The sequence below is a fragment of the Streptococcus sp. DD11 genome, assembly GCF_001578865.1.
Lineage (GTDB): Bacteria > Bacillota > Bacilli > Lactobacillales > Streptococcaceae > Streptococcus > Streptococcus panodentis.
In genome coordinates this window covers 103,578-127,402 of the sequence record NZ_KQ969393.1, presented here as the reverse complement: position 1 = coordinate 127,402, position 23,825 = coordinate 103,578, and the positions used below count along the sequence as shown (strand labels likewise).

At 44.4% G+C, this 23,825-nt stretch carries 24 protein-coding genes and 1 pseudogene; 2 read left to right on the top strand and 23 right to left on the bottom strand.

Annotation, left to right across the window (positions count from 1 at the left end; all coding sequences use genetic code 11):
• Positions 1 to 154: 154 nt before the first annotated feature.
• Positions 155 to 1,504: a Trk system potassium transporter TrkA gene (gene trkA, locus STRDD11_RS03885; protein WP_128835599.1), complete on the top strand. Its 1,350-nt coding sequence runs from the start codon at positions 155 to 157 to the stop codon at positions 1,502 to 1,504.
• 4 nt (positions 1,505 to 1,508) lie between these two features.
• A complete protein-coding gene (locus tag STRDD11_RS03880) occupies positions 1,509 to 2,948 on the top strand; it encodes a TrkH family potassium uptake protein (protein WP_128835596.1) in 1,440 nt (479 codons plus the stop codon).
• Positions 2,949 to 3,046: 98 nt separating this feature from the next.
• Here STRDD11_RS03880 and STRDD11_RS03875 read toward each other — a convergent pair whose 3' ends face one another.
• From STRDD11_RS03875 to STRDD11_RS13860, 23 genes and pseudogenes are all read right to left on the bottom strand, one after another.
• Complete coding sequence (locus tag STRDD11_RS03875) at positions 3,047 to 3,436, bottom strand: hypothetical protein (RefSeq protein ID WP_128835594.1); 390 nt, start codon at positions 3,434 to 3,436, stop codon at positions 3,047 to 3,049.
• Positions 3,437 to 3,658: 222 nt separating this feature from the next.
• Positions 3,659 to 3,889 (bottom strand): membrane protein insertion efficiency factor YidD, encoded by a 231-nt coding sequence (gene yidD / locus STRDD11_RS03870; RefSeq protein WP_128835591.1) that lies wholly within the window; start codon positions 3,887 to 3,889, stop codon positions 3,659 to 3,661.
• 3 nt (positions 3,890 to 3,892) lie between these two features.
• Positions 3,893 to 4,621 carry a pseudouridine synthase gene (locus STRDD11_RS03865; RefSeq protein ID WP_128835589.1) on the bottom strand — a complete coding sequence of 243 codons (729 nt, stop codon included), beginning with the start codon at positions 4,619 to 4,621 and terminating at the stop codon, positions 3,893 to 3,895.
• Positions 4,608 to 5,177: an SMC-Scp complex subunit ScpB gene (gene scpB / locus STRDD11_RS03860; RefSeq protein WP_128835586.1), complete on the bottom strand. Its 570-nt coding sequence runs from the start codon at positions 5,175 to 5,177 to the stop codon at positions 4,608 to 4,610. The genes STRDD11_RS03865 and scpB overlap by 14 nt, the downstream gene beginning before the upstream one ends.
• Positions 5,170 to 5,880 (bottom strand): segregation/condensation protein A, encoded by a 711-nt coding sequence (locus tag STRDD11_RS03855; protein ID WP_128835584.1) that lies wholly within the window; start codon positions 5,878 to 5,880, stop codon positions 5,170 to 5,172. The genes scpB and STRDD11_RS03855 overlap by 8 nt, the downstream gene beginning before the upstream one ends.
• The gene (xerD, locus tag STRDD11_RS03850; RefSeq protein WP_128835581.1) at positions 5,880 to 6,611 is read right to left on the bottom strand and encodes a site-specific tyrosine recombinase XerD; all 732 of its coding nucleotides are present in this window, start codon (positions 6,609 to 6,611) and stop codon (positions 5,880 to 5,882) included. The genes STRDD11_RS03855 and xerD overlap by 1 nt, the downstream gene beginning before the upstream one ends.
• Entirely contained in the window at positions 6,608 to 7,069 is a 462-nt protein-coding gene (gene cbpB, locus STRDD11_RS03845; RefSeq protein WP_128835579.1) for a cyclic-di-AMP-binding protein CbpB, read from the bottom strand. Before cbpB ends, xerD begins: the two co-directional genes overlap by 4 nt.
• Entirely contained in the window at positions 7,066 to 7,587 is a 522-nt protein-coding gene (locus STRDD11_RS03840; protein WP_128835576.1) for a metallophosphoesterase, read from the bottom strand. Before STRDD11_RS03840 ends, cbpB begins: the two co-directional genes overlap by 4 nt.
• Positions 7,566 to 8,576, bottom strand: coding sequence for a nucleoside-triphosphate diphosphatase (locus tag STRDD11_RS03835; RefSeq protein ID WP_128835574.1), 1,011 nt, complete (start codon positions 8,574 to 8,576; stop codon positions 7,566 to 7,568). The genes STRDD11_RS03840 and STRDD11_RS03835 overlap by 22 nt, the downstream gene beginning before the upstream one ends.
• Positions 8,573 to 9,367: a glutamate racemase gene (gene racE / locus STRDD11_RS03830; protein WP_128835572.1), complete on the bottom strand. Its 795-nt coding sequence runs from the start codon at positions 9,365 to 9,367 to the stop codon at positions 8,573 to 8,575. Before racE ends, STRDD11_RS03835 begins: the two co-directional genes overlap by 4 nt.
• Before the next feature lie 184 nt (positions 9,368 to 9,551).
• Positions 9,552 to 9,800, bottom strand: coding sequence for a YneF family protein (locus STRDD11_RS03825; RefSeq protein ID WP_128835570.1), 249 nt, complete (start codon positions 9,798 to 9,800; stop codon positions 9,552 to 9,554).
• Positions 9,801 to 10,727: 927 nt separating this feature from the next.
• Entirely contained in the window at positions 10,728 to 12,797 is a 2,070-nt protein-coding gene (locus STRDD11_RS03820) for an extracellular solute-binding protein (protein ID WP_128835568.1), read from the bottom strand.
• Positions 12,798 to 13,052: 255 nt separating this feature from the next.
• Complete coding sequence (locus STRDD11_RS03815; RefSeq protein ID WP_128835566.1) at positions 13,053 to 13,670, bottom strand: HAD family hydrolase; 618 nt, start codon at positions 13,668 to 13,670, stop codon at positions 13,053 to 13,055.
• Between the two features lie 4 nt (positions 13,671 to 13,674).
• Complete coding sequence (locus STRDD11_RS03810) at positions 13,675 to 14,343, bottom strand: MgtC/SapB family protein (RefSeq protein ID WP_128836273.1); 669 nt, start codon at positions 14,341 to 14,343, stop codon at positions 13,675 to 13,677.
• A gap of 46 nt (positions 14,344 to 14,389) precedes the next feature.
• The gene (locus STRDD11_RS03805) at positions 14,390 to 16,075 is read right to left on the bottom strand and encodes an ABC transporter permease (RefSeq protein ID WP_128835563.1); all 1,686 of its coding nucleotides are present in this window, start codon (positions 16,073 to 16,075) and stop codon (positions 14,390 to 14,392) included.
• Positions 16,076 to 16,084: 9 nt separating this feature from the next.
• Positions 16,085 to 17,092, bottom strand: a complete 1,008-nt coding sequence (locus STRDD11_RS03800; protein WP_128835561.1) for an ABC transporter ATP-binding protein — start codon at positions 17,090 to 17,092, stop codon at positions 16,085 to 16,087.
• Between the two features lie 33 nt (positions 17,093 to 17,125).
• Positions 17,126 to 18,181 carry an extracellular solute-binding protein gene (locus tag STRDD11_RS03795; protein ID WP_128835558.1) on the bottom strand — a complete coding sequence of 352 codons (1,056 nt, stop codon included), beginning with the start codon at positions 18,179 to 18,181 and terminating at the stop codon, positions 17,126 to 17,128.
• Between the two features lie 304 nt (positions 18,182 to 18,485).
• Positions 18,486 to 19,298: a glycerophosphodiester phosphodiesterase family protein gene (locus STRDD11_RS03790; RefSeq protein ID WP_128835555.1), complete on the bottom strand. Its 813-nt coding sequence runs from the start codon at positions 19,296 to 19,298 to the stop codon at positions 18,486 to 18,488.
• Between the two features lie 782 nt (positions 19,299 to 20,080).
• The gene (locus tag STRDD11_RS03785; protein WP_128835553.1) at positions 20,081 to 21,331 is read right to left on the bottom strand and encodes a diaminopimelate decarboxylase; all 1,251 of its coding nucleotides are present in this window, start codon (positions 21,329 to 21,331) and stop codon (positions 20,081 to 20,083) included.
• Between the two features lie 137 nt (positions 21,332 to 21,468).
• Positions 21,469 to 22,152: a Bax inhibitor-1/YccA family protein gene (locus STRDD11_RS03780; protein WP_128835550.1), complete on the bottom strand. Its 684-nt coding sequence runs from the start codon at positions 22,150 to 22,152 to the stop codon at positions 21,469 to 21,471.
• A gap of 30 nt (positions 22,153 to 22,182) precedes the next feature.
• On the bottom strand, positions 22,183 to 22,674 hold the full coding sequence (locus tag STRDD11_RS03775) for an HDIG domain-containing metalloprotein (protein ID WP_128835548.1): 492 nt from the start codon (positions 22,672 to 22,674) through the stop codon (positions 22,183 to 22,185).
• A gap of 45 nt (positions 22,675 to 22,719) precedes the next feature.
• Positions 22,720 to 23,459, bottom strand: a pseudogene (locus STRDD11_RS03770) (RNA methyltransferase).
• 135 nt (positions 23,460 to 23,594) lie between these two features.
• A partial coding sequence (locus tag STRDD11_RS13860) for a hypothetical protein (RefSeq protein ID WP_206512674.1) occupies positions 23,595 to 23,825 on the bottom strand: 231 nt, incomplete at its 5' end.

The window sequence follows — 23,825 nt, the reverse complement described above, 5'->3', positions numbered from 1 at the left end:
ACCGTTCGGAAAATCTGAGACGGAATGCCGCCTTCATTGCCAAAACGGTCTGATTTCCGCTTTAATCCTTTGCATTTCTCCGCCAAAATTTTTAAAAATAGATGAAATTTAGGCAAAAAAGGAGTATGATAGTTACATACTTTGGAGGAATCTTATGAAAATTATCGTTGTTGGCGGCGGCAAGGTCGGAACCGCTCTCTGCCGCTCCTTGGTGGCTGAAAATCATGATGTGGTCCTGATTGAGCAGGATGAGTCTGTCCTCAACCATATTACCAAGCGTTATGATATTATCGGTATTGCCGGAAATGGAGCCAATTTCAAGGTCTTGGAGCAGGCTGATGTAGAGCACTGCGATATCTTTATCTCTATGACGGAGCACGATGAGGTCAATATGGTCTCGGCAGTTCTGGCCAAGCGGATGGGCGCTAAGGAGACCATCGTCCGTGTGCGCAATCCCGAATATTCCAATTCTTACTTCAAGGAGAAGAACATTCTGGGCTTCTCGCTGGTGGTCAACCCCGAGCTATTGGCCGCTCGCTATATTGCCAATATCATTGACTTCCCCAATGCTCTTTCGGTGGAGCATTTTGCCAACGGCCGCGTAGCTCTGATGGAGTTTAAGATTAAGAGCGACAGCAATCTCTGCCAAATGAATATTTCCCAGTTCAGAAAGCGCTTCGGCAATATCATTGTCTGCGCTATTGAGCGGGCAGGCAGGCTGCAGATTCCCAGCGGCAGCTTCATCCTAGAGGCCAATGATAAGATCTTTGTCACCGGCAACCGTTTGGAAGTGGTCCTCTTTCACAATCAGGTACGGCCGCGGGTCATCAAGAGCCTGATGATTATCGGAGCCGGCAAAATTGCCTACTACCTGCTCAATATCCTCAAAAACAGCAAAATCGATCTCAAAGTGGTGGAGGTCAAGCGTGAGCGGGCAGAGTTTTTCAGTCAGGAATTTCCTGATCTCTATGTGGTGCACGGAGACGGCACAGCCAAGGATATTCTCTTAGAGGAGAGCGCGGTCAACTATGATGCAGTCGCGACTCTGACTGGGGTCGATGAGGAAAATATCATTACGTCCATGTTTCTCAATAATCTGGGAGTGCAGAAGAATATCACCAAGGTCAACCGGACCAGCCTCTTGGACATTATTGACAATCAGGATTTTGCCAGCATTGTGACACCGAAAGGCATCGCTGTGGATACCATTATGCACTTTGTCCGCGGCCGCTACAATGCTCAGTTCTCCAGTCTGGAGGCCCTGCACCATGTGGCCAATGGTCAGATTGAGACCCTGCAGTTCCAGATTACCGAGGGAAACAAAATGACCGGCAAACCCCTGTCTCAGCTTCAGTTCAAAAAAGATGTGCTGATTGCAGCCATTCTCCGGCAAGGCAGGGCTATTTTCCCAACCGGAGAGGATGTCCTGCAGGCGGGAGACCAGATTGTCGTGACCACCCTGCTGCAGAATATCACTGAGATTTACGACTTGATTGCGAGGTAGCCCCATGAATAAATCAATGATTCGCTACCTGCTGTCCAAGCTGCTGCTGATTGAGGCCGGTCTTCTGATCATTCCCCTGATAGTGGCTCTGATTTATCAGGAGCCGCTCAACGTCTATCTCTCTATCGGAGCCACCATGGCCATTCTTCTGGTCTTGGGCGGCCTGGGCTCCCTCTTTAAACCCAAAGACGTCCACATCTATGCCAAGGAGGGGATTCTGATTGTTGCCCTTTGCTGGATTCTCTGGTCCTTCTTTGGAGCCCTGCCCTTTGTCTTTTCCGGTCAGATTCCCAGCATTATCGATGCTTTCTTTGAGGTGAGCTCGGGCTTTACCACGACTGGGGCGACCATTCTTGACGACGTCAGCGTCCTCTCCCACTCCCTGCTCTTTTGGCGCAGCTTTACCCACCTGATTGGCGGTATGGGAGTGCTGGTCTTTGCTCTGGCCATTATGGACAATGCCAAGAACAGCCACTTAGAGGTCATGAAAGCCGAGGTTCCGGGCCCGGTCTTTGGCAAAGTTGTATCCAAATTAAAAAATACAGCTCAGATCCTCTACATCATCTATCTGGCTCTCTTTGCCTTTTTTGCCCTGCTCTATTTTCTGGCCGGCATGCCGCTCTTTGACAGCCTGGTTATTGCCATGGGAACAGCCGGCACCGGAGGTTTCACCGTCTACAATGACGGCATTGCCCACTACAACAGCTCGCTCATTACCTATCTGGTCAGCTTCGGCGTGCTGGCTTTTGGGGTCAACTTCAACCTCTACTACTACCTGCTGATTCGCAAGTTTAAGGCCTGCTTCGGCGATGAAGAACTGCGAGGCTATCTGTGGATTGTCTTTGTTTCCACAGCTTTGATTGCTTTCAATGTTTTTCATCTCTACCAGGGCTTCGCCAAGAGTCTGGAAATCTCTTTCTTTCAGGTGTCCAATATCATTACAACCACTGGCTTTGGCTACGGCAATACGGTCAAATGGCCGCTCTTTTCTCAGGTCATTCTGCTCCTGCTCATGTGTATTGGGGGATCGGCCGGCTCAACCGCCGGAGGTTTTAAGGTGATTCGCTGTCTGATTACGGCCCGTATCGCTAAGAATCAAATCCTCTCTACCCTGTCGCCCAATCGGGTCCTGACCATGCATGTCAATGGGGCAGTGCTGGACAAGGATACCCAGCACAAGGTCCTCAAATATCTGGCTGTCTATGTCCTGATTGTGGCTGGGCTGATTTTCTTTGTCAGTCTGGATCATAACAATCTTATGACCGTAACCAGCGGCGTTCTGTCTTGCTTTAATAATATTGGTCCCATGATTGGAACGACGGATACCTTCTCCATTTTCAGCCCTTTTTCCAAACTGCTGCTGTCGCTGGCTATGATTGCCGGCCGGCTGGAAATCTACCCCATCCTCCTGCTCTTTCTGCCAAGAACCTGGTCAAGGAGGTAATAAAGCATTCTTGGGACATTTCTAGAACTATCCGAAAATTTATATGAAATAAACTCCCTGTATCAACCGCCCAAAAACGGTGATACAGGGAGTTTTCTTTATGATTTCAGACTTTCCAGAGCTTCTTTCACCTCTTTGACCGTTGCTGAGTCAGGACCATTGATATCATGGACCTGCTCTTGGCCGGCTTGGTTAGTAGATACAGCGGCGTCTGGCTGATTCGGATTAACTTGTGGAGCATCCTGACTCCGATAGACAAAGCCGCCAGTCTTATCTGCACAAATGCGGGTATCATCTGAGAGCCCTTCAAAAAACTGGTCAATTTCCTCTTGACTGCTGTCTTTGAGATTTTCTGTCAAGACTTTAATCGTGTAATTATTTGCCTTGACAGCCGGGGCGGCCTGCTCAGAAGCAGCATCAGCAGCACGAAGCTGAACGGTCCAAGGCAGCAGCAAGAGAGCCGCCAAAATGAGCAAAATCTTTTTCATTAATTGTGTACCTCATATCTGGAAGCGTGCACAGGGTTAGAAGTAAGGAACCCTTTAGCCTTGTTTTCCGTTAGTGATGCCGTCACCAAGGTGAATTGACCTCTAACCTGGATGATTTCCGAATGTTTCCTTTCTAAAAAGTACCCTACACTTTGAGTATAACACTTATATATATATGTCAAGGATTTTGTATAAAAAAAGAAAAAGAAAATAAAAATTCCTTTATTCTGATCTACTTCTTCTTAGGCTGAAATGATCCGGCACCGGATCGTCTCCTTTCTGAGACCAAGGATGGCAGCGCAGGATGCGGGCCAGGCCCATCAGAACTCCCTTGGCGCCGTGCTTCTCAATGGCTTCAATCATGTAGTTGGAGCAGGTCGGCCGAAAACGGCAGGAAGGAGGAAAGGCAGGTGAAATAAAGCGCTGGTAAAAACGAACCGGCGATATTAGGATTTTTTAATCATTTTTCTTGGTCACAGCCAGAGTATGGAGCTGGCTGATTTCTTTCTTGCTGAGGCGGCGAAAGTCACCTGGACGCAGACCGGTCAGATCTAAATGTCCGAAGCGGGTCCGAGACAGCTTGTCCACTTGAAGGCCGACTGCTTCAAACATCTTCTTGACCTGATGATTGCGGCCTTCATGAATGGTCAGCTCGACCACAGAGCGGTTCTTAGCTGGATCCGTCTTGAGAATACTATAAACAGCTGGCTTGGTTTTCTTGCCGTCAATGACAATGCCGCGGGTCAGCGGGCGCAGGACTTCTTTACTAGCCAAGCCCTTGACGCGCGCCACATAGACCTTGTCAATTTCATTGCGCGGGTGGATCATCTCGTCCGTAAAGTCGCCGTCATTGGTCAGAATAAGCAGTCCCGAAGTATCCCAGTCCAAGCGGCCCACAGGATAGATCCGTTCCTTGACTTCGGGCAGGAGATCAACTACGGTCCTGCGCCCTTTGTCATCGCTGACGGAGGAGATAACGCCGCGCGGCTTGTTGAGGAGATAGTAAACTTTTTCCTCATTATAAATCGGCTGACCGTCTACTTCTACCCGGTCGCCCGACTTAATGGTGGTGGCCAAATCCCGCACAGTCTCTCCATTGACAGTGACCACCCCCTGCTTGATCAGCTCCTCGGCCTTGCGCCGGCTGGCAATCCCGGCATGGGCGATGTATTTATTGATTCTCATCGATATCTGTCCTTTCCGTAAAAAGCTGACTTTCTTCAGCTATCAGCTCCTGCTCCTCAACTACTGGCAGTTCCTCTAAGTGATTAATCCCCATATAGTCTAAGAAATAATCGGTCGTCACATAGAGATTGGGCCGGCCGATGACCTCTTTCTTGCCATCTTCCCGCACCAGCTCAAAGGCCAGGAGTTTGGCCAAGGCACCGCTGGAATTAACCCCGCGGATATCATCCACCTCCACTCGGGTAATCGGCTGCTTGTAGGCAATGATGGACAGGGTCTCCAGAGCTGCCCGGGACAGGCTCTGATTGATGGGAGCCCGCGAATACTCGCGCAGAAGATCCGCAAACTCTGGCTTCGTGACCAATTTATAGGTTCTGGAAGTTTCCAGCAGGGTCAGGCTGGAATCCGGATTGGCCTCATACTGCTCAGCCAGCTTCTCCAGACTCTGCATCACACCGGTCGGCGGCAAAGAAAGGATTTCCGACAACTGGTGAACTTTCAGACCATCTTCTCCTGCCACAAAAAGCAGGGCTTCAATCTCCGCTAACTTACTCATTTCCTCTTCCTACTAAATAAATATTTCCAAAATTTTCTTCCTGAATGACCTGAACTTCCTGTACCTTGACCAATTCCAGCGTCGCCAGAAAAAGGGTGATGACCTCATTCATATCCTTGGTTTCCGCAAAAATCTCCTGCAGAGCCAGACGTTTCCTGCCTGCGCAGCGGCTCCGCACCACTTCCATCATGTCCTCAATCTTGTACTCATCCCGGACAATGGTCGTATGGCTCTTAGAAAACTCCTCCTGTTTCTTGGCCATTACCTTGGAGAAGGCCAAGAAAAGATCAATAGTCGACTTGTCATGCAGGAGCTCAGCGTCTTCATAAACCAGCTCTAACTTCGGCTTGGAATAATAAAGCGCCCGATCCTCGTGCTGGACAGACATTTTCTCACCCAAGAGCTTAAAGCGGCGGTATTCCTCAATCTGACTCAGCAGGTCCTGCTCCAAATCATCCTCCAGATTCACCTCATCTGCCACCTTGGGCAGGAGCTTGCGGCTCTTGATCAGCATCAGCTGACTGGCCATGACCATATATTCGCCGGTCACTTCCAGCTTCATGGCCTGCAGAGTAGCGACATAGGCCAGATACTGCTCGATGACCTCCGTAATGGGCACATCGTAAATATCCACCTGATACTTGGAAACAAGGTGCAGCAAGAGATCCAGCGGCCCCTCAAAATCTTTTAATTTGATATCCATTATCTGTATTTTTCTAGCGTAATAATCGTTTTCAGGCCCAAGTCACGGGCAATATCATAAATGCCGATGCCTTTCTCCCGCTGACGCAGTATGAACTGCTCCCGCAGACTCTGGGCCGACAGGCTGTCCTGCCCCTGCTCCAGCAGGAAGGCTTCCAGCTGGCGAAAGCCCCACTGCCGCGAATAGGATCTGCCTTTTTTCTCAAAGAGATAGGTCCCGGTCAGATTGACTTCCAGCTCGCCCAGCAGGCTGTCAGGAATCTTGATAATCCGCTTCTGTCCGGCTTTTTCAATCCGCAAAATCTGAAAGTCAAGATCGATGTCTTCAATCTTGACCTGCAGAATCTCACTGGGCAGCAGGCCCATTTCCAAAATCAGCAGAGCCATGAGACGGCCCTTGGGAACCGCAGACTCCTCCCAGAAGGCCGACAGGTCCAGCAGTTCATTTTCCTGCTCCTTGGACACTGCCACCTTGGGCAGGGTCAGACGGTGGAACTCCTCAATAACGCCGTTTTGGTACAAAAAATAGAGAAACTGGTTGACCGCAGACAGCTTGCGCTTCTGCACTGCCGCCTTGAAATCCTTGATAGAGGCCTGATAAATCCGCAGATTGGTCTCGGTCACCCTGCCGTGGATTTCATCGACAAACTGGTCCAAATCATAGGCGTAGGCAATTTTAGAATTTTCTGAGATGTTCTTCTGATCTAAAAAAGGGGTAATCTGTTCTTTCATTTTTTGCAAATCTTATATTGGCTGGTGAAATTATGCATCAGTGCATTCATCGCTTTCAAAATAGACTTTCTGGTGATAATCCCGTGAAAATGGCCTCCCTTATCCACCACCGGCAGGAAGGACTCATCGACCAGCTTATGGAGGACGTCAGAAAGAGCATAGTCTGGCTCCACCGTCAGCCCATCCTTTTTGGTCATATGCACAATATCAGTGGTCATAAAGACTTCTTCCGGCAGATCATGCTGCAGGCGGTAGGCCATAATATCCGTCAGGGAAATCGTGCCGACAAACTGTTTATCCGCCGTCACCACCGGGATACGGGAATAGGTCATCTGACTGAGCAGCAAGAGGGCATGATCCACATTGTGAGTATCCACCATGACCGCTAAATTGGCCTCTGGTGTCAGAAAAGTCTCTTCATGCTCCAGCAGATAGGCTTCAAATTCTTTGGCAATCATCGTGCAAACTCCTTAGAAAGGCTTGGGTAAAGCTGGTGTTCACGTGTGTAGTAGTCCACCCGGAAACGGTCCGCTTCGATTTCCAGCTTGGCGTAGAGCCGCTCGTTAATCAGACCGCGCGGCTGGCTGATAGAGCCCGGATTGACAAAGAGGATTTTCCCCTCCATCCATGCCTCAGGAATATGCAGATGGCCGTACAGACAGATGTCCGCTCCTACTTCCTGTGCCCACAGATCTAGCTTTTGAAAAGAAAAATTGATATGAAAGAGATGGCCGTGGGTCTGGGCGATAACGGTGCCGTCCAGATCTGTCACCAAACGCTCTGGATAGCCGTCGTAAAAGTCCATATTGCCGGCTACGACAGAAATGCCCTCCCAAATCTCATCATCAAAAGGCAGCTCCGAATCGCCGTCATGAAAAATAGCATCCACCTTTCCCAAATAACGATTCTTTATCTCCTCTACAATCGCACGGTCCCCATGAGAATCACTCATGACTATGATTGTTTGCTTTGCCATGCTGGAAATACCTCCACTAATTTCTGCACTGCCTGAGCCCGATGGGACTGAGCATTCTTTTCTTCCAAGGTCAGCTCGGCAGATGTTTTTCCTGTTTCTCCCACTAAAAATAAGGGATCGTAGCCAAAGCCATTTTCTCCCTTTGGCTCATGGGCAATATAGCCCGGCCAATCCGCTTCTACTACCAAAGATTCCCGATCCGGACTGGCAACGACCAGCGTCGTATGGAAATGGGCCGAACGGTCCTTAATATCAAAAACCATGGCCAATTCGTGCAGAAGCTTGATATTGTTTTCATCATCGCTCGCTCCCCTGCCGGCAAAGCGGGCTGACCAGACACCAGGCATACCGCCCAAAACATCCACTTCCAGCCCCGAGTCATCTGCCAACACCATCTTGCCAGTCTGCTGACTGATGGTTTCTGCTTTCAGACGGGCATTTTCCTCAAAGGTCGTCCCTCTTTCTTCCACCTCAGGCAGCTCGGGATAATCATTGAGGTTCTCCACCCTGTAGCCCAGCTTATCAAAAAGCTTGCGAAATTCAGCTGTTTTGCCCTCATTGCGGGTAGCGATTAAAATCGTATCTCCGACCGAAACTTCTTCGCCTTCCTTTCCAAAAAAGTCATTCAGGCTGATTTCCTGCTGACTGAGAAAGAAGATTTTCTTCAGCTTATCATGGTGGGTGATCAGGATCGCTCCCTTATGGGAAACCACCTTAAAGTGCGTCGCCTGAGCTTCATTGATCATATCCAGAACAAATTGGATATAAGAAAGCGGAGAGTGGTATTTGACGACTACGGTTGAAAAACTGCCCCGGTCCCGATTGACCAGGCCGGCCAGCTCATCATTGATCCTCTCCAGCAGCTGCCTCTCTTCGCGGGCAATCCCTGAAAAGGTCTGGCACATTCTCCGATAGTCCACCCATTCCCCCAGAAACCAGTTGGCCTCATCAATATACTCATAAATCTTGTTTGCATTTGTCTTTGTCATAGTCTTACATGCTCCACAATTATCTCTTTTCCGAGCCAGCTCTCTGCAATCTCCGCAAAGCTCTTGGCACTGGCTGTTGTGTAAAATCGGTGGTTCAGTTCCTGCTTATCACGGCTGCGGTTGATTTCAAAATAATTGAGCAGGACAGAAATGTCCCGCACGCATTCGGCCCCGCTGTCAATCAGCTTGACCTGGGGTCCCATAACATTTTGAATAATCGGCCGCAAGAGCGGATAGTGGGTACAGCCCAGAACCAAGGTATCTACACGGCCGGCCAGCGGCTGCAGACTTTCATAGACCACCTTTTTGGTCACGCTGGAAGTCAGCTCATTGGACTCCACCAAAGGTACAAATTTGGGACAGGCCAGACTTTCCACCTGCATGTCCGGAGACAGGGCCTGGATCTTCTGGCGGTAGATGTCTGATTTGACTGTCATGGGGGTTCCAATGACACCGATTCGGCCGCTGGCTGTTGACTTAATAGCCGCGCTGGCCCCCGGCAGGATGACACCCAAGACAGGAATCGCCAGCTGCTCTTTGATTTCCTCCCAGACGACTGCCGTTGCTGTATTGCAGGCAAAAACTATCATCTTGACATCCTTGGTCAGGAGAAAGTTGACCAGCTGCCAAGTATAAGCCCGGATCTGCTCAGCAGGCCTTGGGCCATATGGGGCCCGTGCCGAATCTCCGATATAAATTACCTCTTCGTGGGGGAGCTGCCGCATGAGCTCGCGGACAACAGTCAGCCCCCCCACACCCGAGTCTAAAAAACCGATTGGTCGATTGTCCATAAGGTCTTCTTTCTAAAACAAGGGATTGGAAGCCGAGTCCAAATCCCCATTTTTTATATAAGAACCTGTATGCCTGCAGCTTACCCCATCCAAGGAGAACATCCTCTCTCACTGGCCAAGCCGCCTCCGTAGAATACAGGTCCTAAATTCTGCTCAGCCTCAAAGCAGCGAGGCTGGCTGCAGATTATTTTTTCTTTTTGCTGTTGGCCAGCGCTGCTTTCTGCTGGCTGATAATCTGACGGTACACCTGATGCACCTTGGCCTCACTCGGCCGCTGGCCGCTGGCACTGAGCAGAGTACGGACCGCTTCCACATTCAAGCGCGGATTTTCCGCAAATTCCTTTTCCACCTGACGGCGCAGCAAGTACATCCCCAAAATGATGCCTCCGGCAAAGGCGGCAATCACCAAGAAAATTGGTAAAACTAGATTCATATCAAGAACTCCTCTATTCCATTTTTACATTACTTCTTATTATACCATATTAGAAAATTTTTGCCTAGTAAGAGAAAACTTTGAAAAATAAAGCTTTTCAAGATTTATACTAATTCTATTTTAGTTTCACATCCTTTTTGGCGGACGTCAGCTTCAACAGCCCGGGAATCTTTTTCAATCTGATTCTAGAAACTGGAAGTAAGGCTGAAAGGCTAGGGTTCGAGCAAACGCAGCTTGCAGCAAAAGAATTGCAGAGTTCCACAGCATGCTGCTGAGCTTAGAGCCTCAATAACACTGCTTTCACTAATTATTGGCAAGAGCTAGTAAAATTCCATCATCGAGAAAAGGTCGGAATTATTTCAATACTAATGTAAAATGACTTCTAAAGTTTTAGATTTCAGATTGGAAATTGTATAGTCTTTTCCTTTGCTTTTAGTAGTGATCGGAAGCTTTATCTATAACCTCAAAACCTCCACTGGAGCTTTTGAGCAATCAGCTACCGAGTCAAGAGTTTTTTACCAAAACAAAGCGAGACTGAAGAACTTTTATACAGCATCTTCCAAAAGTTACATCCCCCTGTGAGTGAGGACACAGTCACCACGGGAGTCTGTCTCAGCCTCCTTATCCACAGCCTTTCGATCTCACTATCTTGTTTCTAGGTTCGGACTGAACGAAAGCCGAGAACTGCGTTCCCTTTATCTCCAGCCTCCAACAGTCCTTCTGGACTGTTGGAGCAAGGCAAGTTAACGACGAAATAAAAGATAAACTAAATGACGATATTGGCCATTCCCCCTATCTTCTATTTGATCAATTGATTAGATTATTTAAAAGCGCCAACTACAACAGTGACGCTTCTATTTTAAAAATTAAATTTAAAATTCTGATAAAGTTGTTTATAAAAAAATTTTGCTGTGCAAATCTACTCGCCTATTTTTCTAACCGTTTTTGCAGGTGTTTTTTTATTTCTTCTCCATAAGTTTTTTCTTTCTCAAAAGTCATCTGCAACTCTCCGATATGAAATCGACTGCCTTTTCTCATTTTTTCTGAGAAATCTTCTAACCATGGATAACTATTTAATAACGTAATGTCATTTTTGGCATTCTTCGTAATGACAAAACCTCCCAGATGAGATAAGACTTGCAGGATTTCATCAGAATAAAGCCAAGTCATAAAATCAAGCGCCAAACGATTATTTCCATTTTTGATAATTCCCAGACAGCCTCCGCCAAGCAGGGGAGATTGACCTGGAATATCAGCAACACCTATCATGCTGCTGCTTAAAACGCTTGAGCCACGCAAAAAACGAAAGGCATAGTTTGAATAAATAATTTCCATAGCTGTCTTTCCCAAGGCAAAATTATCAGCAACCTGACGCCAGTGATCCTCTGAATTATTTAAAGAAAAATCCCTGCTTGCAGTATATTCCTCCAGTGTTTTTTCAAACAGTTCCTCAGTGAATGCTTCCTGTTTAATTTTCTCCTTTAATCTTGGAATAAAATCACTGTACGACAAAATTGGATTTAAATCTGAAATAGTATGCCCGTATAAATTGTATTCTGTTTGAATAGATTCATTTCTTAAAAATCTTGTAATTCGGTCAAATTGTTTAAAATTTTCAGGAACTTTTAAATGTTCTCTGGTTGTTTCAAAATACCGCCTTTGAAATAGCTTATCTTCAAAGAGATCCTTTCTGTAAAACAACATCTGAACACTAATATCAAGAGGTATTGTATACAGTTCGTCATTAATATGTACATACTCAGCCACCAGTTTTGCATCAAACTTCTGCATTATATTTTTTATCGCTGCAGAATCCTGTAAGTTTTGCAGTAAGGCTTTATCAACACTCCTTAACCAAGCCATATCCAACCTGACTAATTCATATTCCTGCAGTTTTGGTGAACGTTCCATTACTAATTCATACAGCAGATGATAAGGCAAGGTATCAATTTTCACTTCTATGCCGGAAAGACTGTGATATTTGTCCAGCAACGACTTCATCGCCTCTGTCATCGGGCTCTCAATCGTCAGCATTTTTATCTTTTGTTTTTGACCGCTGACTGGAACTGACAGCTGTTGATAGAGACCATCAGCCTGAATTTCCAAATCTTCTTTCGATAGATTATCAATTTTTCTAGCAACTGCATTCGCGCATTTTTCGATATTTAATTCAATATAATCCATACCCGATTGATGAAAAATCTGTCGATTGCAAATTGTCACGATGTGGGTATTGGCTTCAAATCCGTTCCACTCCGCCGTTTTCATAAACAGTTCTGTTAAATCCGGACTGGTCGAAACAACCAGCGTGTGTCTTGCAGATTTCTTGACCAATTCAAATAAATTCAATAATATTTTTGAATCATTAATACGAGTAACCGGTATAGGATTGTCACAGTCAAGATAATTTTCTAAATCATGGATAAACTGTCTGTCTCTTTCAAGCTCATGAGATAAAATCCTTAAATCTGTTATATCATAGCGCTGTATTAAATCAGAAATAGCATAAAAAGTTTTATCATGATTAAAACCAATATTGATTAATTTAGGTAACTTCTTAGAACTCCAAAAATCCACATAATAAATATTTAAACTGTTCTTAGAAGAAAGATAGCTGTTTGTTGGCCTCATTCCGCAGCAAACAATTGCCTTAGGCAGACTGGCCGAACGTTTTTCAATCGCTTGATCCACTTCTTTTCTATCAAAAATATAAGAAACTTCTACCTCTATATTTTTGCGATAAAAATATTTAGATAAAATGGATAAAAACAGGGTATATTTGTCCTGAAGGCTCATAGGCAGCAGAACAACCACCTTGTCCGAGTTCTTTTTCCTTAAGAGCTGGGCTTGGGAATTAAGCTGATAGCCTAATTTTTTCGCTGCTTCTTCAACTAACTGGATTTTCTGGGTGCTAACATTCCCTTTTTTGTTAAGTACATTGGAAGCTGTGCCGTGAGAAACACCAGCCATTTTTGCTATATCTTTAATCGTGACCATATGAATCCCTTTGATACTGTATTACTTAATACTCTCTTTCTGTTTAAACCCACACATCCATACCTTTGACTCGTTTCAGCTACTCCCAGGTTGTTGGCAGCAGCGGATAAAGAAAAAGCAGTTTCCAACTTTTGTCAAGTCAGCCTCACTTCCGGTTGTATCGACTTCATCCGTTACTTCAAAGCAACTTTCTGAGCGTTTCGAGGTCCAGTGTGAATGTTCATCGTTTGAGTATAAGTTCATTCTATCACAATTTTAGTATTTACCAAAACGTTCTAAATAATGATTCAGCTGCTCCACTGCTGTTTTTTCATCAAAGACCTGGATCGCTTCCATTCCAACAGTTTTAGCAGCCTGAACATTTTCTGCCATATCATCCAAAAAAAGACAGTTTGACGCTTTCAAATCATACCTTTCTAAGAAACACCTATAAATACTTGCATCAGGTTTCATAAGCTTTTCCTCAAATGACAGCAGCTTTCCCTGAATGACTTTAGCTATCGGCAGCCAGTCTTCTTCCAAGCGATAATAAATCTCCGATGTATTAGACAAGATATAAATATGATAGCCTTTTTTCGCATAGCTGATGGCAGCTTGCTGCAAAACAAGGCGTTTATCCAAGGCCTGATACCAATTATAAAAAATATTTTCTATGGTCTTGCTGTAACTGCCATCCAAACGAAGACATACCTGTTTCACAGCATCAGAAAGCGGCAGCAGCCCCTTATCTACCTGATGCCAAATCTGTGATTGAAAAATCGCCAGATTCAGCCTGTTGGCCCGTTCAGCATCCTTTTCATAAAAATCAATCACTTTTTGGGGATTCCATTCAATGAGAACATTTCCCATATCAAAAACAATTGTATCAATCATTATCTCACTCTTTTATTTCTTCTATATATTTTACTCCTGGCTGCTGATGAATATCCTCGATGAACTTTAAATGATCAAATGTATCATTTAAAGTCAGAGAAAAATAACAGCCGATTTCTCCTTTTTCATTGTTGGCATGGTAAAGCGTATCCGTATCAATCAAGCCATTTTGAATGTTGTTCACTTTAATCTGATGATTTGAGAGATAAATCAACAAACGATTAAAAGCCTCCAAAGATGTTAATACCAAATAAACATCTACCTTCCGTGAACGTTTTTGGATATAACTCTTTAAAGGCTGAAAAATAGTCATAATGAGCAATAATGCTACAGCGCAGGCGATTGCTCCCGAATAGAAGCCTATTCCGATGGCTAAGCCAATAGCTGCAGAGGTCCAAATACCCGCTGCAGTCGTCAGCCCTTTCACTCGGTTGTTCTTCGTAACCAGTATCGTACCGGCTCCTAAAAAACCAATCCCACTGATAACCTGAGCGCCCATTCGGGTTGGATCTCCTGTATGATAAATTTCAGAAACAAATTCATTGGTCATCATCACCATAGCTGACCCCAGACAGACCAATATATAAGTCCTAAAGCCTGCCGACTGCGCTTTTCTTCCTCTTTCTAGGCCAATGATTCCTCCAATGATAACAGACAGTAAAATACGAAACATGATAGAAGTAAGACTTAAGTTATCTCTACCTATCACTACTATCCTCTCATTTCTTTCTACGATATTGAGTAACAAATAATGCAACAGATGACATCAGCATCAAAACAACTGTATAAACAAAGCTCATAGCCTGAGCGTTTGATGTGGCTGTCTCATCACTGGCAGCTTTAATAACAATTCCCAGCGGCTGATACAAAGGGTGGTATAAAAAGACAGATAAATCATAGTCAGCCAATAAGGAGTTGAAATTCAGCACAATAACGGACAGCACGGTCGGCATGATGAAAGGAATAATGACTTTCACCATTGTATAGAGAGTGGAGGCTCCCATACTCTTTGCCGCTTCCTCCATATTGTCGTCAATACTGAAGAATACCGCTTTAATCATACGATAGGAAAAAGGCAGCTTGACGACTATATAGGCAATCAGCATAATAATAAGAGTCCCGACCAAAACCTGATTGAAAACTAACAATCTTGGAACATTATATGTAAAAAGTAAACCAATAGCAATCAAGGTACTCGGCAAAACCCAAGGCAGGAGTGCCCCGTATTCGAAAATCACATCGAATTTCTTCTTGGACTTATGCACAATTCGAGCAATGATAATCGCTAAGAAGGTCACTAACACAGCTGCCAGCAAAGAATAAATCAGACTGACCAGATAAGGAGTGAAGGCTGATGAACTTTCAAACAGCTGCTGATAATTATCTAAAGTTAATTCTGACAGAATTAACTTACCGGATTTAATAGCTGCTGAGGAACTGAATGAATACAAGACAACCAGAACAATCGGCATCATATAAATCAAAAACAGGATATAAGCAACGACATGAAGAATAACATTCCAGACAGGAGATAAAATCTTCTGCTTATGCAAGGCAGCCTTCGTTTTACTGACAGAAATATAATTGCCGCCGCGCTCCACTCTGTTTAAAATAGTCAGCAAAATAATTGTTGCCAGTCCTAAAATAATCGCCAGAAAAGCTGCAATATCACGAGATGCAGTAGTCTTAGCAAACGTAATAATCATCGGATTTATGGTCTGAAATTCCGTTCCTCCAACAATCAAAGGTGCTGAAACTGCTGATAGACCAGTCAGAAAAGTCAGAATAGTTAAGGCGAACAGCGTCGGTTTCAATGTCGGCAAAACAATTTTGTAAATAACAGTTAAAGGCTTGGCTCCCATATTTCTGGCGGCCTCAATCGTATGGTAATCAAGCGAGCGCACTGCATTTGTCAGAAACATAATATGATTGGAAGTACAGGCAAAGGTCATAATGAACAAAACCGCACCATAACCATGAAACCAATTTGAATCCAAGTTAGGCAAGATTATCTGAAAGAGCGATGTCATAAAACCTTTTGAACCATAGACAAATTTATAGCCTGCAACCAATACCACGCCACCGTAAACCAGAGAAGTCATATACCCCAGCCGCAGAATTTTGGCACCTTTGATCTCCCAATATTCTGTCAAAAGGACAATCAGAGTACCAACTATATTAACAGTAACAACCATAGAAACAGCTAAGATAAAGCTATTGGCAATACTGTTGATAGCCCTCTCCGAATTTAAAACCTTGGTCACAGCCGTAAAAGTTAAATTTCCATTTTTAAAGAAAACATCTTTTAATAGATTTAAATTCGGAAATACTACAAAAGCAACGATTAGCCACAGAAGCGCTGATTTTAGTATCAGCTGTTTCCAGTTGACTCTTTGTTTTTTCATATCAGCCTCCTAGTACTGCAGTACATCATCAGGATTAAGGTATAAGGTTATGCGATCGCCGATTTCTCTGTTTGAAATGCCATCGTTTTTTTCCAGAACAAAAATAGTATCGCCGTTTGCTAATTTTGCTGTATATTTAATTAAAATACCTTCAAATTCATAATCGCTGACCACTGCCTGACAGCTCAAATCCCGCTCGCTTTCTCTGGTGAAGCGAAGCCTTTCCAAGCGAATAAACCCTTCCTTATCCTGATAGTGATAATCTGTACCATGAGAAATCTCCTGAAGAACTTCTGCCGACAGAACATTGCTGTCCCCGATAAATTCACAGACAAACTGGGTCTTTGATGCATTGTAAATTTCTTTAGGACTGCCAACCTGCTCAACATAACCATTATTAAAGACTGCAATCCTATCGGATAAAGTCAGAGCCTCTTCTTGATCATGTGTAACATAAAGAGTTGTAATTTTTAGATCTTTCTGCAGTCGTTTCAGCTCCTTGCGAAGATCAATTCGTAGTTTTGCATCTAAATTGGATAAGGGTTCATCTAAGCATAGAATGGTAGGTTCCAACACCAAAGCACGCGCCAAAGCAACCCGTTGCTGCTGACCGCCCGACAATTCCGAAACATTCCTCGTTAACTGCTGTTCAGAAATCTTAATCTTTTTCGCAACCTCGTAAACCTTTGCCTTAATAATATCTGGACTAACTTTTTTAACTTTCAGACCAAAAGCAATATTTTCATATACTGTCATGGTCGGAAACAAAGCATAGGACTGAAAAACAATTCCAATGCCTCTCTGTTCCGGCTCTGTATGGGTAATATCCTTGCTATCCACAAAGATACTGCCTTTGCTTGGAGTTAAAAAACCGACTAAAGCTCTAAGGGTTGTTGATTTTCCGCAGCCGCTAGGGCCTAGGAAAGTGAAAAACTCACCTTCCTCGATTTCTAAATTTAAATTTTCAATGGCGACAAAATCCCCATAAGAAATTTCGATATTATCAAATTTAATCATCTTGCTTCCCTATAACTAACTAATTAATTTTAATTATTGAACAAATTCTAATTCAGCTTTTTCGACCCATTTGTCAATGTTTTCAGCAATGAATTCCCAATCCATTTCCTGCGGATTAACTTCTTCTCTAAATTTCTTCACGTCTTCTGAAGCAGATTCCAGCGCTTTCTTGTTGGCCGGAATGGTTCCAAATTTTTTACTCCATTCAGCCTGCAATTCTTCTCCGCCAAACCAATTAATAAATTCTTTAGCTAACTCCTGCTTTTTAGATGAAGAAATGACAGCTGCCTGTTCTGTAACAAATGGTACACCGACCTTCGGACTCATAACTTGGAAATCATAAGAGCGTTCGCTTTCAGCCTGCAATAGACCTGAACCCCAGACCATGCTGTAGTCAAGGCCTTTGTCTCCCTCTAAAATAGTTGTCGCAAAATTTTCATCCTGCGCATAAATATAAGCATTTTGTATGTACTTTTTAGCAATATCCCATCCTTTATCGGAAATACCTAAATCGCCATTTTTATCTTTATAACGAACTAGAATACTTGCCAGCACTGTCTTAGAAGTTCCTCCGCTTAGACTGAAAATACCGTACTTATCCTTGTACTGCGTATCAGCTAAATCGCTCCAGTCACTTGGCATTTTCACATCCTTTTTCCCAATCAGAACAAGTGGCTGAACAACCGTTGGATAGTAGTAACCCTCTTTATCGCCAAGACTTGTATCTACATCGGATGCCCATGATGGTTCATACTTGACGAGTAAATCCTCTGCTTTGAGTTTATTGTACTCCAGATTATTAAGGCCGTAAACCATATCGGCTACTCCATTATTCTTCTCTGCAATTAGACGGTCAGCCAATTCTCCGCCAGGAATATCAACGACTTGAATATTGAATCCTGCTTCTTTGGCTTTTTCTGTCAGCCACTCTTTCCGGCCATCTGAAGCAGAGTTAGAATAAATAACCAATTGCTGATTCTTATCAACCTTACCAGTTTCAGACTCAGAATTTTCATTTTTAGCAGACGAGCCGCAGGCTGTCAGTACCAATAAGCAGAAAGCTGTCATCAGCATCATCAGTTTTTTCATTTTATGTTCCTCCGTTTTTAAGATTTTATACTCAATGAAAATCATCAGCAAATTAGGGAGCTAGCCGCAGGTTGCTCAACAGTCTGGGAGATTGTTGAGGCGCGGATAAGACTGACAAAGTCAGTCAAAGGCTTGCGGCTGATACAAGCTTCGCTTGCCTTATCCGCAACCTTTCTACCTCACTATCTCGTTTCTAGGTTCGGGCTGTAAAGGTCTACCAGACCTTTTCACTCCCCCGGACTGGTAAAGCAAGGCGACACTGGTGCAGTTTGAAGAGTTTTTCAAAGAGTATTAGTAAATAATTTTAACCCTTGTTATAGTTTTTTAATAATAAAGGCCAGTCTGTCTGAATAATGTCAAAACCAAGATCCATCAACCGTCCCCAGCTTTCCTCTGCGCCTTCTATAATCGCAAGATTATCATCTAGACCAGCAGATAGTAAAATAGTATCATTTAAAGTTAAAGCATTGACCCACAATAAAATATTTTTTCGCTTCAAAGATTCTATAGTGTCTTTTTTCAAAAGTTCTGAATCAAAATTTTCAAAAATCAATTCTATAGCTGCAAGTTCAAGCTCTTGGTAAGACAGAACCAAATCCAGTTCTTCTTTCGTCGCTACAATCGGCATAAACTGAATCTTTAAACCTGACTGAACCAGCATATCTAGATATTCTTTCTTAGCAGGTGCTTTTAGCAATAACTGATTCAAAAGTTCACTATCTTTTAATTTATCTAAAAAAGTGTCCCAATAAAACCAGCTGCGATCAATATTAATCCAGCATTTCCCGTACAGCTTACTGAAAATGAAATCCAAACTTTCTACTCTTTGAGAAATAAATTCTCCCGAAGTATTCCGGACTGGCTGCTTATCAATTTCAGCTGAACTCATCTTGAGTATATTGAGCTTCTCACCAAAAACAATGTCTTCTTGCCCATCATGAAAGCCATAGAATTTTCCATCAGTTGAGCGTATCACGTCCACTTCAACCATATCAGCTCCATGCCTCAGAGCATTTATATAAGCTAAAGCAGTATTTTGAATGACATTCCCACCGCTAGTACCCCTATGGGCTGCAACAATAACGCCTTTTTTGCGTAACTCTAAAAGAGATTCCATAAAGTCCTCCTTATCTTTTAAAATGTAACCCCTTACATTTTATTATACATTATTTTTGGAACGTGTCAATTATTTTTGTTGTTTTTCTTCTGAATATATGAATAAAAGTGTTTTCTCCGCAGAATTTTCCAATGTATTTTCTAATTATAAGGCATTGGTTTGGAACGTATCAATTTTTGTGCAAAAAAATGGAGGGTTGACTTGCATGTCGGAAGTCTGGCCCGCACTCTGTATAAGAACTAAAACTGTTCAATTTTTAGTTCTTGGCCCAACGTCGCAAGCTTCAGCAACCTGTTAAACTGTTGAGGGTTTAGGAAAAACTAAATCTTATTCACCACCTCAAATAGTTAGTTACGATCTGCTGGGTTAAGAATTTTTGGCTATAAAAATAGGCTCTATAATTTCTGTAGTGGGTAGATCCACTCCAGATAGTATAGAGCCGTAATATTTTTCGTATAAGATATTACTCATTAAATAGAGCTTCGAGTGTGAGCTTAATCTTTCCTGAATAGTGGGGTGTTATAAACATGCAATGTATAATCAATCAACTAATCGATAGATTTGTACTGGCAACAGTCTTAGCTTCATTCCCTTTGGCCTTTAATAAAATTACATTTGTCTCTTCTAAACTGCCATTTAAAGAAATCACTAAAACAATATCGTCCTGACTCGCAATTTCAGGTATCCTTTCAATAGAAAAGCAGTCTATATAATCATTTGACCCAAGAGAATTCTATATAAAACTGTCATCTTGTTTGAGAGACTTTTATACCAAATTTTCTCTATTTTTCAAAATCAAAGCCATAGAGCGTCGCAAAATAATCTTCGGGTCTTTCTGCCCGGCGAATCATGCGGGCTTGGCCGTTTTCCTGCAGGAGAATTTCGCTGGAGCGGAGCTTGGCATTGTACTGATAGCCCATAGAAAAACCGTGGGCGCCGGCATCGTGGATGACCAGCGTGTCGCCGATCTGACTGACAGGCAGCCGGCGCTGAACGGCAAATTTATCATTATTTTCACAGAGGCTGCCGACCACATCGACCAGCTCCGTTTCCCCGTCAGGACGGTCCATATTGGTAATATGATGATAAGAGCCGTACATGGCCGGACGCAGCAGATTGACCGCTGACGCATCCACCCCCAGATAGGTACGGTAGGTCTGCTTCTTATGGGTTACTTTGGTGACCAAAAGACCATGCGGCGCCAGCATAAAGCGGCCCAGCTCGGTATAAATCTTGACCTGCCCCAGTCCTGCCGGTGCCAGGATTTCTTCATAGGCCTGACGAACGCCTGCGCCGATAGCGGCAATGTCATTGGCCTCTTCTTCGGGCCGGTAGTTGATACCGATGCCGCCCGAGAGATTGATGAAGTCCAGCTCGACTCCTGTCTCAGCCACTACTTCTACAGCCAGCTCAAAAAGCTGGCGGGCCAATTCAGGATAGTAGTCGTTGCTGACAGTATTAGAGGCCAAGAGGGCATGGATTCCAAACTGCTCAGCACCCAGCTCCTTTAACTCTTTAAAAGCCTGAATCAGCTGCGCCTTGGTCATCCCAAACTTGGACTCTTCTGGGTTGTCCATAATGCTGGTTCCCAGCTCAAAGACTCCGCCGGGATTGTAGCGGCAGGAAATGACCTTGGGAATGCCCGCAGTCTCTTTCAGAAAAGCCACATCTTCGTAAGCGTCAAGGTTTATGGTCGCTCCCAGCTGGCGGGCAAATTGGAATTCCTCTGCCGGAGTGTTATTGGAGGAAAACATGATATCCGGCCCGGCAAAGCCCAATTTCTGGCTCATCAGCAGTTCCACATAGCTGGCACAGTCTAGCCCGCAGCCCTCTTCCTGCAAAATCCTGAGGATAGTGGGATTCGGCGTAGCTTTGACCGCAAAATACTCCTTAAAGCCTGGATTCCAGGCAAAGGCCTGATGCAGAGCACGCGCCGTCTCCCGAATCCCTCTCTCGTCATAGAGATGGAAAGGCGTGGGAAACTCCTCTGTAATCTGGGCTAATGCTTGGCGGCTGATAAAAGGTCTTTTCATACTCTTTCCTGCTTTCTCTTTGCTTGCTTCATTATATCATAAAAAAGCAGGGGAAACAAAAAGGCCTGAACGCTGCCTGACTCTGTATAGCTCCAATTTGTAAAATAAAAAAGGCTGAAACAGCCTTTAATAGCTCCTTAATCCCTTCTGCCAAAAATACGCAGCAGATTGAGGAAAAGATTGATAAAGTCCAGATAGAGCGAAAGCGCAAGGGAAACGGCCCAGCCATTGCCGGGATTGCCATTGGTCTGCTCATAGACATAACGGATTTTCTGATTATCCCAAGCAATCAAACCTGAAAACACGACTACTCCGATGATGCTGGTAATAAAGTCCATCATCGAACTTTGCAGAAAGATATTAACCAGACCAGCAGCAATCAGGCCAATCAGAGCCGCCATACAGGCTTTCCCGATACCAGAAAGGTCTTTTTTGGTCACCTTGCCGATAAAGGCCATGATAAAGAACATAATGGTAGCCGTCACAAAGGCGGACAGAACGGTTGATTGGGTATACAGAGCCATGATAATGCTGAGGGTGAAACCATTGAGCCCAGAATAGAGCAGGAAAATAGGCAGCGCTGCACTGCTGTTTCTCAGAGCCATTCCTGAAGCCACCAGGACCAGAATCAGCTCAGCTGCACCAGCTGCGTAAAAGATCCAAATGGAGCCTGTCAGAACAGAAATAATGACGTCCTGAAAGAGGGTCAGCATCAAGGCTGAGACAAAAGCCGAAATTCCCAGACCGATTCCGACCAAGGAATAGATTTTAGCATAGAAGGCATTAACATCCGTCTTATCGTGGATAATTGTATGATTCATAGTTTCTCCTTTATCATTGTACACTGAAATTCAGGGTTTCATCATTCTGCGATGAAACAATTTGCGATTACCAATTTTCCGCCGCCAAGGCTCTGTCGCTTCTTTGACAGCACAGTATTTGTCAACCATGGTCACGATATAGGACTCCCTGTAACGCGGCGGTGCAAGGGTTGCCCCCCACATATGCTTGACAATAATATCCTCTTCAACTTTATTTAATTTGGTAATTTTGCGGGCATTGCGAACGGCTAAGCGGGGATGAACCCAAGCATGGCTTTTTTTAAACTTGGTCACCCGCCAGTCATAGTAGAATAAATCATGCAGCAGAGCGCCGCGGGCCGTACTGCGGGCATTCCAGCCAAGCTTTTTAGCAATTCTATAACTAGTATAACTGACATTGATAGAATGTTCAAGCCGGTTGGAATGAATATGGTGGGGAATTTCCTTTAAACGCTGAACACTGGGCTGCTCAAGCAGACGGCCAACATAAGCCATAAATTCCTTGTCCTCCCTGTAAGGCATCGCATCACCTCCAATTGCTTTCTATTATACCTCATTTTCTGAATTTTAGCTTAAGAAAAAAATCAAAATGCCGGCTGCGACTGCAACATTCAGGCTTTCAGCCTGGCCCTTCATGGAAATATGGACCAAAACATCTGCTGCGTCTGCTATTTCTGGACTGATGCCCTGGCCTTCATTGCCCATAACCAGCACAAACTTTTCGGGTTTGCTCAATTCCCTGTAATCAAGGGAATCTTCCGACAGAGTCGTTGCCAAGAGCGGCAGGTGAGAAGCCCGAGCCAAGGCAATGAAAGCGGCCGTCTCCATGCGGTAAACAGGCAGGTGAAAATGGCTGCCCTGCATAGAGCGCAGGGTCTTGAGACTGTAAATATCAGCTGAATGACTGGAAATAACAACCGCATCAAAGCCAGCAGCATCTGCCGTGCGAATCATGGTGCCGACATTGCCCGGATCCTGAACATCCTCCAGAAAAAGACAGCGCCCAGACAGGCTTGCAGGCGGTTCCTCTTGGTCAAGAGCAATTTCTGCCACAATTCCCTGCGGGGTCTTGCTGTCTGCCAGGTCTGCCAGAATATCCGGACTGACAAAGACTGTCTGGGGAAAGGCCGCCAGCTGCTCTGCATAGTCTGCCAAGGCAAAAATCCGAATCAGCTCAGCCTGACCCTTCACCGCTTCCTCAAAAAGATGCCAGCCCTCAATCAGATAGGAAGCCCTGCGGTATTTTTTTGATGCAGTTTTTTAGCTTTTTTTACCACATTATTGGCTTTTGAGGTTATAATATTCATAAGTACATTATATCACAATTTGTCGGATTGCACTGATACTGAGGGCCGATTGCTCAAACGATGAGAATGCTGATACTCTTTGAAAAGCCAAGATGCTACTTCTTTAGGGAAGATTTACTCTCAATCGTCTCATACTCAATGACAATCATCAGCAAACGAGGAAGCGAGCTGCTCAAAAGCTCCAGTGGAGGTTTTGAGGGGACAGATAAAGCTTCCGCTAGGAATTGTCAAAAAGCTCCGCTGGCTGCGCTGCTTTGCCTTGTCATCTTTGACTGTCTTTGAACAGCAAACAGAAAGAGTATCCATCTGCTCTGGCTTCTCGGTCCAATCCATTTCCAATTCATTCAGGAGGCTACCATGCAAAAA